Here is a 15,367-nt window from a genome sequence, read left to right as displayed (position 1 = left end):
ACGCAGAACAATGGCACTGGGGCAAGTCGAGCGCATTCTAATCTTGGCGAAGACCTATCCATCGCCCAGCGCGCAATACGTCGAAACTTCCTGCGTCGCGGGCATTTCTGAGAGCGGCGCAATGCGTCGCCTGTTCCCTGTCCCGTTCCGGATGGTCGAGGACGGGCAGCAGTTCAGGAAGTGGCAGTGGATCGACGTGCGTGTAGAGAAGGCCACGAAGGATCACCGACCAGAAAGCCACAAGGTCTATGTAGACACAATTAGCTGCGGTAATGTAATCGAGCCCAAGAAGGGATGGGCGTCTAGGTGGGAGTGGTTGGATAAGTTGGCTGCATTTGGCAGCTTCGACGCCATCGATGCGGCGAGGCTCGCAGATGGACTGTCGCTCGCACTCCTGCGCCCGAAGCGCTTACTTGGCCTGGACATCATCAAGGCTCGTATCGCGGACTGGACGGACGAGGAGCGTGAGAAGCTGCTACAGGAGCAGATGCAAGGCAATCTTTTCTCTGAGGCGGAAGAGCGTAAGCAGGTAAAGCAACTGCGCAAGGTGCCGTTCGATTTTTATTACCGATATGTCTGCGACACGCCGGATGGTGAGAAGGAATACAGGCACAAGATCGTCGACTGGGAAGCTGGCGCGCTGTTTTGGAATTGTCGCCGAAGCTATGGCAACGATTGGGAAAAGCCGTTCCGCACCAAGCTGGAGGAAAATATGGGTAGCAAGGAACTGATGCTCCTGATGGGAAACCAGCATCGATTCCAAGATCAATGGCTGATCATCAGTTTGATCTACCCACCTAAGCGCAAGCTAGTTGACGACTCGCAGGCATCGCTTTTCTAACGTCGGCGACCGAGATGTGTTCGATGTCAGCACCGCAATGCTTTTGTACTGCATTAGCGACCATCGAACGGTGGCAGAAATTGAAGTCGGCCTCGTAGCAGAGGAGGGCACAGTTCGATGAATTCACTAGGTTGGACAGTTCTGCGATAGCCGCTTTCTGTGTTTTGAGATGCTTGAGGAAGCCATTGGTGTAGTGCTTCCAGTTGCCATCTTCCCGGTACCGATTGCGTACCGGCTTCGGACAGCCGAGATCGACCATGTGAACATACTCGATGCCAGAGAGATTCACCGCACTAGCCAGCGCCTTCTTTGAGAAGCCAGGCTTGCGCGACAGGGGTAGCTCACGGATGTCCACGACAGTCTCGATGCCATGCTCGGCGAGCAGTGACAGAAAAGTATCGATGTCCAGCCCTTGGTAGCCAATGGTGAAAACAGTCATCAATGCGCTCCGTCGACAGGCGGTAAAGTGAGCATACTGTCCTGGGCGAGATCCGGTGTTCGAAGTTGCCGCCCGCCGATGGGCCGACCTCGCTCCCGGCAGCCGAAGGCAACGGGACTTCGCGCGTCGCGGTTTGCCTAGCGATATGGATCTATGTTGATTGGTGCAGACCCAAAACGCCTACACCATGCCTGCACGAAATCCAGAAAGCAAAAAGCCCAGCCGTGTAGGCTGGGCTAAGTGCTTGAATTCCTTGGTGGGGCGTGAGTGACTCGAACACTCGACCTACGGATTAAGAGTCCGCTGCTCTACCAACTGAGCTAACGCCCCAAGAGACTGCGAATTATGCAGGACTTTTTCTGTCTTGCCTAGTCCCTTCCGCCGATTTTCTTAAAAAATTCTGCGACCCGGCCGTGCAGGGGGGGGCGTCTGACGAGGCTCGAGCCTGTCCTCAGGGCGTGAGATACCTCGTGCAGCTATCATGTCGCGACACGACAAAGCACAGCAAAAACAATGGACGACACCGCTATCCGCAGCCTGCTCGACCGCGTGCTTGCCCCCTGGGTGAAGGCGCTTGCGCTCACGCCCGTCTCCGTCGGCGAGGAGGGTGCCACGCTGCGGCTGCCGTTTTCCGGCGAACTGCGCCATGCGGGCGGCGTGATCTGCGGTCAGGTGTTCATGGCGGCCGCCGACACGGCGATGATCGTCGCCATTTCCGCTGCGCTCGGCGAGTTTCGGCCCATGACCACCGTCTCGCTGAACATCAGCTTCATGCGGCCCGTGCGCAAGGGCGACGTGCTCGTGACCGCTCGCGTGCTGAGAATGGGCCGCAACCTCGTGTTCGGCGAAGTCGAACTGTTCGACGAGGACGGCAAGATGGCCGTCCACGCCACCACGACTTACGCGCTGCTCGACTGAGCAGCCGCGGCGTTTTGAGTCCTGCAGGAAGCAGAAAAAAATCGAAGCCGGGCAGGACCGAAGGAACAACATGTTCGATCAGGTGGTATTTGCCGGCGGCGGAAATCGCTGCTGGTGGCAGGCCGGTTTCTGGGACGTCGTGCGGCCCGAGCTGGATATTCGTCCGCGCGTGATCGCCGGCATCTCGGCGGGCGCAGCCACCGCCTGCATGCTCTACACGCGCGACGCAGACTGGGTCATGCGTTATTACGAGAACGCCTTGCGTCACAACACGCGCAACGCGTACTGGGGCAATCTGCTGCGCGGCGAGTCGGTGTTTCCTCACTACCGCATTTATCGTCAGGCGCTGCTCGATATCTACGGCGAGCGCTTCGAGCAGTTGAAGCACGCGCCTGCCATTCGCATCGGCGTGTCGCATCTGCCGCGCTGGCTCGGCGCGCGTAGCGCGGTGGCAGCCGGGCTCGTGGCCTACAACATCGAAAAGTACGTTCGCAAGACGCTGCACCCCACGCTTGGCCGCAAGCTCGGTTTTCAGCCGGAATTCGTGACGGCGCAGACGTGTGCGTCGGTGGAGGAACTGGCCGATCTGATCCTGCAATCATCGTGCACGCCGCCTTTCACGCCCGTATTGCGACGCAACGGGCGGCCTGTGCTCGATGGCGGCATGGTCGATAACGTACCGGTCGGCGCACTCGACCCTGCCCCAGGCCTCGTGCTCGTAATGGTGACGCGTCTCTATCCGCGTCCGCAGATGTTTGTCGTGCCGCACGGCGCGCAGCAGCGCATCTATGTGCAACCGTCGCGCAAGGTGCCGATCTCGAGCTGGGACTACACGAGCCCTTCGCAGATGCAGCACGCGTACAACCTCGGCCGCGTGGATGGCGAGCAGTTCCTCGCTCGCGCGCCCGAACTGCTCGAGCTTGCCGGCGAGTCGAACTGATCGATCACGACCCGCCGCTCACACGAGCCAGCAGCGATTACCTCCGGCGCCCACCCTGCAACGCATCGGGGTTCGCCACGCTCGACGTGTCGCCGCTATCGAAGGCGAGAATGTTGCGGAACGCAGCGCTGAAATACAGTTCGTAGCTCTCCCGTTCCACGTAGCCGATGTGCGGCGTGCAGATCACGTTCTCCATGCGCAGCAGGCTATAGCCTTGCAGAATCGGCTCGCTTTCGTAGACGTCCACGGCCACCATCCCGGGCCGGTTGCGCGATAGCGCGTTGACCAGCGCGTTCTCTTCCAGCAGCTCGGCGCGGCTCGTGTTGACGAGCAGCGCCGTGGGCTTCATGCGCATGAGGTCGTCGAGCTTGACGATGCCGCGCGTGTCGTCGTGCAGGCGAAGGTGGAGCGTGAGCACGTCGCTCTGTTCGAACAAGGCCTCGCGGCTTTCCGCTGTCGTATAGCCGTCGGCACGTGCGGCTTCCAGCGAGTGTTCGCGGCCCCAGATCAAAACGTTCATGCCGAACGCCTTGCCGTAACCGGCCACGAGCCGGCCGATCTTGCCGTAGCCCCAGATGCCGAGCGTCTGGCCGCGCATCACCTGGCCCAGCCCGAAGTTCGGCGGCAGCGCCGAGGTCTTCAATCCCGACTGCTGCCAGGCCCCTTGCTTAAGGTTTGCCACGTATTGCGGAATGCGCCGCTGGGCCGCCATGATGAGGGCCCACGTCAGTTCGGCCGGCGCCACGGGCGAGCCGGCGCCTTCCAGCACGGCGATGCCGCGCTCGGTACAGGCGGCCAGATCGATGTGGCTCGACACCTTACCCGTCTGGCTGATCATCCGAAGGTGGGGGAGTTTGTCGAGCAGTTGCGAGGTGATGCGGGTCCGTTCGCGGATCAGCACCAGCGCATCGACTTCGGCAAGGCGGCTCGCCAGTTGTCCGAGTCCGCGCACGGTGTTGTTGAAGACCTTGACCTCGTGATTGGCCAGCAGTTGAAAGCAGTCGAGTTTGCGAACGGCGTCCTGATAGTCGTCGAGGATGGCAATTTTCATGGCGTTTGAGTTTTGCGACGCACCACGAGGTGCGGAACGGAGCGATATGCTGGCTGTCCCACCGAAGCGCGGCGTCCATGGTGGTACGAATCGTGATTGTGTCGTGTTGCTTGCAGCGCCGTAGCGGCGCCGCACCGCGTCATGCAAGACAGATTTACCGCGTTTTTAACAGCTTGTCGCGTCTCGATGCAAGCCGCTTTACAGACGGTTTCGAACGACAGGCTGCAGGGCCCTTGACGATTTGCGCTCCCTCTTGCCCCCGCATGTTGCGTGGCGAGACCGCGCCGCCTCTCGCAGCAGCGTCTCGTGGCTCGTGCCGTTTTCCCTTTACTTTTTACAAAACGGAGACAGCTCGATGAACCATCCCGCCTTTGCAGGTCAAGCCGCCGTAGAAGCGCCGGCCTGGGTCAAACACCGCAAGCTCATCGAATGGGTGCAGCGCGTCGCCGCGCTGACGAAACCCGCGCGCGTGGTCTGGTGCGACGGTTCGCAGGAGGAATACGACCGCCTGTGCGCGCAGATGGTGGAGGCCGGCACGCTGAGAAAGCTCAATCCCGAGAAGCGGCCGAATTCGTATCTGGCGTGTTCGTCGCCGTCCGACGTCGCGCGCGTGGAAGACCGCACGTTCATCTGCTCGCAGCGCAAGGAGGATGCGGGCCCCACCAACAACTGGGTGGCACCCGGCGAGATGCGCGCCACCCTTGATGGTCTCTTCGACGGTGCGATGCGCGGCCGCACGATGTACGTCGTGCCGTTTTCGATGGGGCCGCTCGGCTCGCCCATCGCGCACATCGGCGTGGAGCTTTCGGATAGCCCGTACGTGGTCGTGAACATGCGCATCATGACGCGCATGGGCCGCAAGGTGTACGACGTGCTGGGCGAAGACGGCGACTTCGTGCCGTGCGTGCATTCGGTGGGCGCGCCGCTTGCCGCGGGGCAGCAGGACGTGGCGTGGCCGTGCAACGACACGAAGTACATCGTCCATTTCCCGGAGACCCGCGAGATCTGGAGCTACGGCTCCGGCTACGGCGGCAATGCGCTGCTCGGCAAGAAGTGCTTTGCGCTGCGCATTGCGTCGACGATGGGCCGCGACGAGGGCTGGCTCGCCGAACACATGCTGATTCTCGGCGTGACGACGCCCGAAGGGCGCAAGTTCCATGTCGCGGCGGCGTTTCCGTCGGCCTGCGGCAAGACCAATTTCGCGATGCTGATTCCGCCTCCGGGCATGAACGGCTGGCAAATTTCGACGATCGGCGACGATATCGCCTGGATCAAGCCGGGCAAGGACGGTCGCCTCTACGCGATCAACCCCGAAGCGGGCTATTTCGGCGTGGCGCCGGGCACGAGCGAGAAGACGAACTACAACGCGATGGCGACGCTCAAGGCGAACGTCATCTTCACGAACGTCGCGCTCACGGACGACGGCGACGTCTGGTGGGAAGGCATGACCGACGAGCCGCCGGCACACCTGATCGACTGGCAGGGCCAGGACTGGACGCCCGAAATCGCCAGGGAAACCGGCCGCAAGGCGGCGCATCCGAACGCGCGCTTCACGGCGCCGGCTTCGCAATGTCCGTCGATCGATCCGGATTGGGAGAACCCGGCCGGCGTGCCTATCGATGCCTTCGTATTTGGCGGCCGCCGTTCCACCACGGTGCCGCTCGTCACCGAGGCACGCAACTGGGTGGAGGGCGTCTATATGGCCGCGACGATGGGCTCCGAGACCACGGCCGCGGCGGCGGGCCAGCAGGGCGTGGTGCGGCGCGACCCGTTCGCCATGCTGCCGTTCTGCGGCTACAACATGAGCGACTACTTTGCGCACTGGCTGGCGGTGGGCGCGCGCCTCACGCAATTGGGCGCGAAGCTGCCGAAGATCTTCTGCGTGAACTGGTTCCGCAAGGGGCCGGATGGCAAGTTCGTATGGCCGGGTTTCGGCGAGAACATGCGGGTGCTGGACTGGATGGTGAGCCGCGTGGACGACAAAGCCGACGGCGACGAGCACGCGTTCGGCGTTTCGCCGCGCTACGACGACCTGGACTGGAGCGGGCTCGATTTCACCGAAGCGCAGTTTGATCTGGTGATGTCCGTCGACACAGACGCGTGGCGAAGTGAGCTGCGACTGCACGCCGAACTCTTCGACACGCTGCAGCACCGCTTGCCGCCCGCGTTGAACGAGGCGCGCGAAGCGCTGGAGAAGCGCCTGTCTGCAACGTGATGTGAGCGCCTGCTTCGCTTTGAAGCCGCCTTCGGGCGGCTTTTTTCTTGGCTTTTCTGGCAGCCGTGACAGGTTTGCTCGAGCGTTGGTTTGTCCCCGCTTTGCGCTATCCCCGCCGCCATGTAGCCATTTGTTCGTCGAAGCGTTCCTCCCCATTGCGTCGCAGCAGATTGTTTCCTGTCGAGGAACAATGGACGGATCAGATTTGCGGGAAAGTCCACATTGGCACGAATTTAAGGAAATTTAACGGCTTCTTAGGCAACTTCTGCACGAACTTGGGAGTCGTAGGAGAATTCCGAATTCGCCTATGGCCTCCGAAAGGCATAAGTAATAAACGGCAGGAGTTTCACATGGATCATTTGCAGTCGATGCGGGTATTCGTCAAGGTGGCGGATCTCGGCAGCTTCGCCCGCGCCGCCAGCGCGATGGACATTTCGAATGCAGTTGCCACGCGTCACGTTGCGGACCTGGAAGGTAGGCTGGGTACTCGCTTGCTGAACCGGACGACGCGCAGCCTCTCGCTGACCGAGTCGGGCCAGGTCTACCTGGAACGCGCGCGTCAGATCCTGGACGAACTGGAAGACGTGGAGCAGATGGTGGTGGCCCGCAACCATGAGCCGGTCGGCACGCTGCGTATCGTGGCGCCCGTGGTGTTCGGGCTGCACAATCTCGCGCCGGTGCTGCAAACCTACGCGGAACGCTATCCGAAGGTGATTCCGGACGTCACGTTGGTCGACCGGCAGGTCGACCTCGTGGAAGAAGGCTTCGACGTGGGCGTGGTGGTTGCCCGGCAGATGCGCGGCGCCAGTATCGTGACGCGGCGCCTCACCACCGGCTGCATGACCGTCTGCGCCACGCCGGCCTATCTGGAAAAGCACGGCACGCCCACGCGTCCGGAGCATCTGATGGAGCATCCGTGCCTGTCGCCGCCTTCCGAATACTGGGGTGACGAGCGCGTATTCACCGGTCCCGAGGGCGAGGTGCGGGTGCGCCCCACTAACGTGGTCGTCGCGAACAACACCGAGATGCTGCGTCAGTTCGCGTTGCTCGGCATGGGTATCGCGATCCTGCCCAGCTACCTGATTGGCCGCGACATGACGCGCGGGCGGCTGGTGCGCCTGCTGGGCGACTACCGGCTGCCGCAGGTCGAACTCAATATCGCGTACCCGAGCCGGCGCCATCTGCCGGCGAAGGTGCGCACGTTCATCGATCACCTGGTGGAGCATTTCAGCCAGACGCCGAACGGCGTGCTGGGCGAGCAGTGGATCAAGGACGGCTATGGGCGCCCGGCTGCCGGCGTCGCCGCGCATGCGGACGGCGAGATGTTGGCGCCCGAAGCGTTCGACGGTGCCGAACCGCTCTCGAGTTTGCTCGATCGTGAGATTTCGCCGAAGACGCAGCGCTCGCCAGGGCGTGTACGCCGGTCGAGCGCGGCGTCGCCGGTTTGATTCTGGTTCGACTCGCGCGGCGGGAAGGGGCGATGCAAGTTCGCGGCCTGCCGCCGGGATAATTTCCGGGAGGCAGGTTTCCCTCGCGAAATAAAAAAGCGCAGCCGCGGCTGCGCTTCTTTTGCTTCACACGTCCTGGTGTTCTGGCTTTGAAGAAGCGAGGGACGGCGGCGTGGACTTCACGGCGCGCTCGCAGGCGTGCCGTGACTTACGATCCGGTCTTGCGCGCCACTGTCTTCTTCGCGGCCACCTTGCGTGCCGGCGCGGTCTTCGCCGCGGCCGTCTTGCGCGCCGGCGTCACGGCGACGGTTTCGGTCACCGTGTCGCCATCGCCTTCTGCCTCTGCGCCCACTGTTGCCGCCGTCTTTTTCGCGGCCGTTTTGGCGGCAGTCTTTCCAGCGGCAGGCTCCTTTTTCTCGAACTCGAAGCCGATCTTGCCGTCGTTCTGTTTCACCAGGAACGCCTTGAAGTTGCGGCCCGTGCGCGACGACTTGAAGCTGGTCAGCAGATCCGTTCGGCCTTCGGTCAGCAGCTTCGCCATCTGATCGCGCGAGATTTCCTGTTGCAGGATCACCTTGCCCGAGCGGAAATCGCAGGTCTTCGGATTGGCGACCGAGTTCTCGCACACATAGCTCATGCCGTGCTCGAACACGCGCGCCTTGCATTTCGGGCAGGCGCCCACGGGCTCCTGGTCGGAGAAGTCGGGTGCCTCGCCGTCCTCGCCACCCTGATCCTGGCCAAAGTCGAACTCGAGCTTGTAGTTCTTTGTTTCGTCGTCGAACGAGAGCTTGAGGATGGCCGAGAACGGCCGGCCCATCTTGCTGCGGAACCCTGAGAGCGGACCAATCTCCTTTTTCTGAAGGAGTTCTTCGACTTCCGGAATCTCGAATTGCCGGCCACCCGGAATTTTCGAGATCGAGAACTCGCACTTCGTGCACGCGAAGCGCCGGTAGTTTTCCTTCACCTGCCCGCCACAGTTCGGGCACGGCGTTTCGAGCGTCGCATAGTCGCCGGGAATGGTGTCGGAGTCGTACTCCTTCGCGCGCTTCACGATGGTCTGCGTCATGCGGGCAATTTCCTGCATGAACGCGTCGCGATGCAAGTTGCCGTGCTCCATCTGGGCGAGCTTGTGTTCCCATTCGCCGGTGAGTTCGGGCGCGGTCAACTCCTTGACGCCGAGGCCGCGCAGCAGCGTCATCAGCTGGAACGCCTTGGCCGTTGGAATCAGTTCGCGCCCTTCCCGAACCAGATACTTCTCGCCGAGCAGACCTTCGATAATGGCCGCGCGCGTGGCCGGCGTACCGAGCCCCTTCGCGGCCATGGCCTCGCGCAACTCGTCGTCTTCGACGAGTTTGCCCGCGCCTTCCATGGCCGACAGCAGCGTGGCTTCGTTGTAGCGTGCGGGCGGTTTGGTGGTGAGCTGATGGGCGGCGATCTTGTCAGTCTCGACCTTCTCGTCCTTCTGCACGGGTACGAGGTTGGCGTCGTCGCCGCCCGCGTCCCGGCCGTATACCTGCAGCCAGCCCGGCTCGATCAGCACCTTGCCTTCGGTCTTGAAGTGATGGCCGACGACTTCGGTGATGCGCGTCGTCACGCGGTATTCAGCTGCGGGGAAGAACACGGCGAGGAAGCGCTTCACGACGAGGTCGTAGAGCTTCTGTTCCGGCTCGGACAGCGCCTTCGGCGCCTGCAGCGTGGGGATGATGGCGAAGTGGTCGCTGATCTTCGAGTTATCGAAGATGCGCTTGTTCGGCTTCACCCAGCCTTTGTCGAGCACCTGCTTCGCGTGCGGCAGGTAGTTGTTGCTCTCCTTGAGCATTTCCAGGGTGCTCTTTACGGTGCCGATATAGTCTTCCGGCAGCGCGCGTGCGTCGGTACGCGGATAGGTGAGCACCTTGTGCTTTTCGTACAGCGCTTGGGCGAGGCCCAGCGTGTTCTTGGCTGAAAAGCCGAAGCGGCCGTTCGCTTCGCGCTGCAGGCTGGTCAAGTCGAAGAGCAGGGGGGACAGCTGCGTTGAAGGCTTCGATTCCTCGGTGACCGTGCCCAACTGGCCGCGGCACGCGGCGACGATGGTTTCCGCTGCGGGCAGGCTCCACAGGCGCGATTCGCGCTTCTCCGGATCGAACTCGTCGCGCTTGAACTTCGGGTCGAACCAGCGCCCCTCGTAGAAACCGGCGGCGCACACAAACTCGGCGCGCACTTCCCAGTAGTCGCGCGGCACGAAGCGGCGAATCTTTTCTTCGCGCTCCACGACGATGGAAAGCGTCGGCGTCTGCACGCGACCCACCGTTGTGAGGAAGAAGCCGCCGCCCTTGCTGTTGAACGCGGTCATGGCGCGCGTGCCGTTGATCCCGACCAGCCAGTCGGCTTCCGACCGGCAGCGGGCAGCATCCGCGAGCGGCTGCATGTCTTCGTCGCTGCGCAGATGGGCGAAGCCTTCGCGGATGGCGGCGGGCGTCATCGATTGCAGCCACAGCCGCTGGACGGGCTGCTTCGCTTTTGCGTGCTGCGCGATGAGACGGAAGATCAGCTCGCCTTCGCGCCCCGCGTCACATGCGTTGATGAGGCGGTCGACGTCCTTGCGCTTCATCAGCCTCGTGAGCACCTTGAGCCGCGACTCGCTTTTCGCGATGGGATTCAGGTCGAAGTGGGGCGGGATGACGGGCAGATGCGCGAAGCTCCATTTGCCGCGCTTGACCTCGTACTCTTCGGGGGCAGCGATCTCGAGCAGATGGCCGACAGCGGACGAAAGCACGTATTCGTCGCTTTCGTAGTATTCGTCATGCTTGGTGAAGCCGCCCAAAGCGCGTGCGATGTCGTTCGCGACGGACGGCTTCTCGGCGATGATCAGTGCTTTCGACATGACTGGTTGCAAGTGGGTAGAGTCGGGCAGACGCCCATAACGACCGCTTTATAGCACACGCTGCGCCAGCGGCGGTTTCGACGCCCCAAAAAAGCGCCTCATCATAATGGGGCGCCAAGGTACCGGCAAGCGCGGCGCGGCGGACCTGCGCAGCGCTTCAGACAGGGCCGCCGACCGCCATGGACGGCCCCATGCGGGCTCACGCCATGGTGAGAGCCGGCCTTAGCTTGGGCGCATCCTTCACGCCCGGCAGCGCGGTCAGGTCGGCGAGCATGCGCTCCACGATGGCCGCTTGCGGCAACACGGTGCCGAAAAAACGGGTGGCGCTGGCATCTTCGATCAGGATCGTAGGGAAGTTTTCTACATCGAGGTCGTCGAAGCGGTCTGCATGCGTTTCGATGTCGATCCAGGCGAAACAGATTTCCGGGTGGGCGTCGGCGAGTCGGTCAAACGCTGCGCGGTACTCGCGGCAGGTGCCGCACCATTCCGCGCACAGGCAGGCAACGAACAAGGTGTTCGGATCGGTTACGCGCTCGGCGATTCGCTCGGAATCGGTGTCGAGGTTCAGCGCGGGCATGATGGTTCCTCGCTATCTCTCTTGTACTGGTGGTCTCCGGAGCAAGCCGGCTGGTCCGCCGAATTTAGCATGACGCCGCCTCAGTCGCGGCTCGCCCGGGTGAAACGGCCCCCGGGCAGGGCCGTGATGCGGCCGGCCAGTTCGAGGTACAGCAGTGCCCGCTGCAGTGCCGCTTCTTCCATTTCGGTGCGCCCGGCGAGGATTTCAAGCGTGGCCGGTGCGTGGCCGAGTGCGTCCAGTAGCCGCTGCGCGTCTGGCGTTAGCGCAGCCGGGGATGGGGCCGTATCGAGGCGGGCGTTGTGTTGCGGCGCGCGTTCGGCCGGCCGGCTGCCCACGTCCTCGCCCGAGCCTGAGGGAGCGCTCGCGCGATCACCTTTGGTGCGGCTCGAACGGGTGGCCGTCGTGTTTGCCTGGGTGAATGCGGGCCGGGGGCGCGGCGCCGTTGCCACGCCAAGCTGTTCCAGCACCTCGTCTGCTGTCTCCACCAGCATCGCACCCTGTTTCAGCATTCGGTGGCAGCCCTTCGAGAGCGGCGCATGGATGGAGCCGGGCAACGCGAAAACGTCTCGCCCCAATTCGTTGGCGAGGCGTGCGGTGATCAGTGAACCGGAGCGCATCGCGGCTTCGACTACCAGCACGCCGCTGGAAAGCCCTGCAATCAGGCGATTACGCTGAGGGAAGTTGGACGGTCGCGCCGGCGTGCCGAGCGGCCACTCAGAGACAATCGCGCCTTGCTCACCGATCTGCGCGGCGAGCGCCCGATGCGACGGCGGATAGACGATATCGATGCCGGTGCCGATCACCGCAACCGTCCCGCCGGGACCGGCTAGCGCGCCCCGATGTGCGGCCCCGTCGATACCCAGTGCGAGGCCGGACACGACGGTCAGGCCAGCCGCGGAAAAAGCGCGGGCGAAGCGCGCCGCGTCTTCGGTGCCTTGCGGCGTCGCGCTTCGGCTTCCCACGACCGCCACCGCCTTCCGATGCAGCGACTCGAGTCGCCCCTTTATATATAGCAGTGGCGGTGGATCAGGCATGGTGAGCAACATGGGCGGGTAGGCAGGGTCGCACAATGTCAGGATCCAATTGCCCGCCTGCTCGCGCCATGCAAGGGCAGCTGCGGCCTGCTCCGCGAACTCAGGCCCGGGCGCGGACAGTACGGCGTGGGCCGTGCGCGTATCGGTTGCGGTTGCGAGCGCGGCGAACGGCTGCGCCAGCACGGCCTGCGGCAAGCCGAATGTTTCGAGCAGCTTGCGCAGTGCGGCGGGCGACACGCCCGGCGCGCAGGACAGGCGCAGCCAGCCAATGAGTTCGGCGTCGGTCATAGGCAGCGAATGCATAGAGTTCACGTTGCGTCAGTCCCGTAGCGGTTCAAGATAGCCCTCCCGGCGAAAGCAGCCAGAGACGGGCCATGCTAAAATTTTCATCATCCGAAATGAAAGACGACCTGCGGCGTGCCCGGCGGCAGCCACAGGGAACTGGTCTGCTGTGATTCGTGCATTGAATCTGGCGGACCCAGTCGTTATATGGTGTGCGTCGCCCGTGCGGTCGCCAAGCTGGCCGTATGGCCAGTCTGGCCGATGCTCTTTCGGCGCGCGGCGCGCCACGAAAATCCTCTTGATGCCATGGCTTTACTGAACATCCTTCACTATCCCGACAAGCGGCTGCACAAGGTCGCGAAGCCCGTTGCAGAGGTCGACAACCGTATCCGCAAGCTCGTAGCCGACATGGCCGAGACGATGTACAAGGCCCCGGGTGTAGGGCTGGCCGCCACGCAGGTGGATGTGCATGAGCGTGTGATCGTGATCGACGTCTCCGAAACGCACGACCAGTTGCTCACCTTCATCAATCCCGAGATCGTGTGGTCCAGCAATGAGAAGAAGCTCTCCGAAGAGGGCTGCCTTTCGGTGCCGGGCATTTACGACAACGTGGAGCGTGCCGACAAGGTGCGCGTGCGCGCCCTCAACGAAAAGGGCGAGCCTTTCGAACTGGATTGCGAAGGGCTGCTTGCCGTGTGCATCCAGCACGAAATGGATCACCTGATGGGCCGCGTGTTCGTCGAGTACCTCTCGCCGCTCAAGCAGACGCGCATCAAGAGCAAGATGAAGAAGCTCGAACGCGCGATGTGACGCGCGGCTTGCGGCGCAACCTCGCCGCTGCTTTCAACTTCTGCCGTCATCACGTCTGGTCGTTTGCCTCATGAGTCATTCCTTACGCGTCGTTTTTGCTGGTACGCCGGAGTTTGCTGCGGCGGCACTCGCCGCCATCCACCAGGCCGGTTTTACGGTGCCGCTCGTCCTGACCCAGCCGGACCGGCCGGCCGGGCGAGGCATGAAGTTGCAGGCGAGCCCGGTCAAGCGTTACGCGACCGAACACGGTCTGGCCGTCGCACAGCCGCCGTCGCTGCGCCGTAACGGCAAGTTTCCGGCCGAAGCCGCCGCCGCCATCGATCTGCTGCGCGCCACGCCGCACGATGTGATGGTGGTGGCCGCCTACGGCTTGCTGCTGCCGCAGGAAGTGCTCGATATCGCGCCGCATGGTTGCATCAACATCCATGCATCGCTGTTGCCGCGCTGGCGGGGCGCCGCGCCTATCCATCGCGCGATCGAGGCCGGCGACGCTGAAACCGGCATCACGCTGATGCAGATGGACGCCGGCCTCGACACGGGCGCCATGATTCGCGAGGCCCGTACGCCGATTGCCCCCGCCGATACCACGGCGACCTTGCACGACCGCCTCGCGCAAACGGGCGCGCAGTTGATCGTCGATGCGCTTGCGGACCTGGAGCGAGACGGCCGCCTGCCCACAACACCTCAACCGGCCGAGGGCGCCACCTACGCCGAGAAAATCGGCAAGCACGAGGCGGTGCTCGACTGGCGGCGTCCCGCGGCGGCGCTCGCGCGCCAGGTGCGGGCCTTCGATCCGTTTCCAGGCGGTGCCGGCACGCTTAACGACACCCCAGTGAAGATCTGGGCGGCCGAACCGGTCGACGCTTTTGCGCGAGGCGATGCGCAACCGGGCCAGATCGTCGACGTGTCGCCTGACGGCGTTATCGTGGCGTGCGGGGAAGGCGCTTTGCGCCTCACGCAGTTGCAGAAACCCGGCGGCAAACGGCTTTCCGTGCGTGAGTTCCTCGCGGGCTCGCCCCTTGCCCCGGGGCAGCGTTTCGCCCTGCCGGAGCCTGCGGCACATCCGGCCTCCAAGGCCTGATTGCTGGAACGATAGACGCGCGTGACGCGGCGCGCCATCAGCCGAACGGTCAGGTCGCGTGGCCGGCGCGGTCGGCGCTAAAATTTCCGCTCCAGTGCGTTGTGTTTAACGGGTCTCCCAGAGACTTCGAGGTTCTCCATGTCCGGCATCACTCATTTCGGTTTTTTCGTCGTCGCGGTCTTCCTGCTCAACGTGACACCTGGGCCCGACACCGCGTACATCGTGGGACGTAGCGTGGCTCAGGGCCGCCGTGCCGGGCTTATGTCGGCGCTCGGCATTTCGGCCGGTTGCTGCGTGCATTCGCTCGCGTGCGCATTTGGGCTTACCGCCCTGCTTGCCGCGTCGGCCACCGCGTTCACGGTAATCAAGTTCGTCGGCGCGCTCTATCTGGTCTATCTCGGCGTGCGGCTCATTTTCACGAAGCCGGAGAAGCCCGCCGCAGACGCCGCGAATCCCGTCTCTCAGGGGCTCGCAACGGCTCGTCCGCTGCGGCAGCTTTTTCTGCAAGGGTTCTGGACGAATGTGCTGAATCCCAAGGTCGTGCTCTTTTTCGTGTCGTTCTTCCCGCAGTTCGTCGTGCCGGGCAGCGACCAAAAGGTGGTGGCGTTTTTGACACTCGGCGTCGTGTTCGTGGTGATGAGCACGATCTGGAACAGTTTCGTTGCGTGGATTGCCGGCAGCGTCACGCAACGGTTCTCCGGCAAGCCCGCCCTCAAGCGGTGGCTGGACCGCGGCGTAGGCACCGCTTTCGTCGGCCTCGGCATCCGGCTTGCCACCGCCACACGCTGATTGAATTTTCCGCGTCCGACCATATCTAACAGTTCGCTTACAATAAGCCGCTTTCCCGCCATGGGGCCTGCGTTATGGA

At 63.2% G+C, this 15,367-nt stretch carries 13 protein-coding genes and 1 tRNA gene; 8 read left to right on the top strand and 6 right to left on the bottom strand.

All coding sequences use genetic code 11. From position 1 onward, the window contains the following. Positions 1-10: 10 nt before the first annotated feature. Complete coding sequence (locus PKKP23_RS23410) at positions 11-841, top strand: hypothetical protein (RefSeq protein WP_126878605.1); 831 nt, start codon at positions 11-13, stop codon at positions 839-841. On the opposite strand, the gene PKKP23_RS23405 is transcribed toward PKKP23_RS23410, so the two are convergent. Both PKKP23_RS23405 and PKKP23_RS23400 read right to left on the bottom strand, forming a co-directional pair. Beyond that, positions 798-1,280 (bottom strand): DUF488 domain-containing protein, encoded by a 483-nt coding sequence (locus PKKP23_RS23405; protein WP_126878604.1) that lies wholly within the window; start codon positions 1,278-1,280, stop codon positions 798-800. The two genes, PKKP23_RS23410 and PKKP23_RS23405, sit on opposite strands and share 44 nt — an antisense overlap. Before the next feature lie 254 nt (positions 1,281-1,534). Next, a tRNA-Lys gene (locus PKKP23_RS23400) sits at positions 1,535-1,610 on the bottom strand. Positions 1,611-1,793: 183 nt separating this feature from the next. Here PKKP23_RS23400 and PKKP23_RS23395 point away from each other — a divergent pair. Both PKKP23_RS23395 and PKKP23_RS23390 read left to right on the top strand, forming a co-directional pair. Then, positions 1,794-2,198 (top strand): PaaI family thioesterase, encoded by a 405-nt coding sequence (locus PKKP23_RS23395; RefSeq protein WP_017772355.1) that lies wholly within the window; start codon positions 1,794-1,796, stop codon positions 2,196-2,198. Positions 2,199-2,268: 70 nt separating this feature from the next. Continuing rightward, on the top strand, positions 2,269-3,138 hold the full coding sequence (locus PKKP23_RS23390; RefSeq protein ID WP_126878603.1) for a patatin-like phospholipase family protein: 870 nt from the start codon (positions 2,269-2,271) through the stop codon (positions 3,136-3,138). Positions 3,139-3,175: 37 nt separating this feature from the next. On the opposite strand, the gene PKKP23_RS23385 is transcribed toward PKKP23_RS23390, so the two are convergent. Further along, positions 3,176-4,189: a D-2-hydroxyacid dehydrogenase family protein gene (locus PKKP23_RS23385; protein ID WP_017772357.1), complete on the bottom strand. Its 1,014-nt coding sequence runs from the start codon at positions 4,187-4,189 to the stop codon at positions 3,176-3,178. Between the two features lie 355 nt (positions 4,190-4,544). On the opposite strand from PKKP23_RS23385, the gene PKKP23_RS23380 reads away from it, so the two are divergent. Both PKKP23_RS23380 and PKKP23_RS23375 read left to right on the top strand, forming a co-directional pair. Continuing rightward, complete coding sequence (locus tag PKKP23_RS23380; protein ID WP_126878602.1) at positions 4,545-6,404, top strand: phosphoenolpyruvate carboxykinase (GTP); 1,860 nt, start codon at positions 4,545-4,547, stop codon at positions 6,402-6,404. 350 nt (positions 6,405-6,754) lie between these two features. After that, entirely contained in the window at positions 6,755-7,852 is a 1,098-nt protein-coding gene (locus PKKP23_RS23375; protein ID WP_017772359.1) for a LysR family transcriptional regulator, read from the top strand. Between the two features lie 208 nt (positions 7,853-8,060). Here the strand turns inward: PKKP23_RS23375 and PKKP23_RS23370 are convergent, their stop codons facing one another. From PKKP23_RS23370 to dprA, 3 genes are all read right to left on the bottom strand, one after another. Beyond that, positions 8,061-10,715, bottom strand: coding sequence for a DNA topoisomerase III (locus tag PKKP23_RS23370; RefSeq protein WP_126878601.1), 2,655 nt, complete (start codon positions 10,713-10,715; stop codon positions 8,061-8,063). A 199-nt stretch (positions 10,716-10,914) separates the two neighbouring features. After that, positions 10,915-11,292 (bottom strand): thioredoxin family protein, encoded by a 378-nt coding sequence (locus PKKP23_RS23365; RefSeq protein WP_126878600.1) that lies wholly within the window; start codon positions 11,290-11,292, stop codon positions 10,915-10,917. An 80-nt stretch (positions 11,293-11,372) separates the two neighbouring features. After that, complete coding sequence (gene dprA, locus PKKP23_RS23360; protein ID WP_126878599.1) at positions 11,373-12,629, bottom strand: DNA-processing protein DprA; 1,257 nt, start codon at positions 12,627-12,629, stop codon at positions 11,373-11,375. A 285-nt stretch (positions 12,630-12,914) separates the two neighbouring features. On the opposite strand from dprA, the gene def reads away from it, so the two are divergent. The 3 genes from def to PKKP23_RS23345 all read left to right on the top strand — a co-directional run bounded on the left by def (position 12,915) and on the right by PKKP23_RS23345 (position 15,288). Next, positions 12,915-13,418, top strand: a complete 504-nt coding sequence (gene def / locus PKKP23_RS23355) for a peptide deformylase (RefSeq protein WP_026120955.1) — start codon at positions 12,915-12,917, stop codon at positions 13,416-13,418. Between the two features lie 70 nt (positions 13,419-13,488). After that, positions 13,489-14,499 (top strand): methionyl-tRNA formyltransferase, encoded by a 1,011-nt coding sequence (fmt, locus tag PKKP23_RS23350; protein WP_126878598.1) that lies wholly within the window; start codon positions 13,489-13,491, stop codon positions 14,497-14,499. A 138-nt stretch (positions 14,500-14,637) separates the two neighbouring features. Beyond that, entirely contained in the window at positions 14,638-15,288 is a 651-nt protein-coding gene (locus tag PKKP23_RS23345) for a LysE family translocator (protein WP_126878597.1), read from the top strand. Positions 15,289-15,367: the final 79 nt, after the last annotated feature.

The sequence above is a fragment of the Paraburkholderia kururiensis JCM 10599 = LMG 19447 genome (assembly GCF_003986935.1).
GTDB lineage: Bacteria > Pseudomonadota > Gammaproteobacteria > Burkholderiales > Burkholderiaceae > Paraburkholderia > Paraburkholderia kururiensis.
The sequence above is the reverse complement of the archived record's forward strand: the minus strand, read 5'-3'. Positions and strand labels throughout refer to the sequence as shown.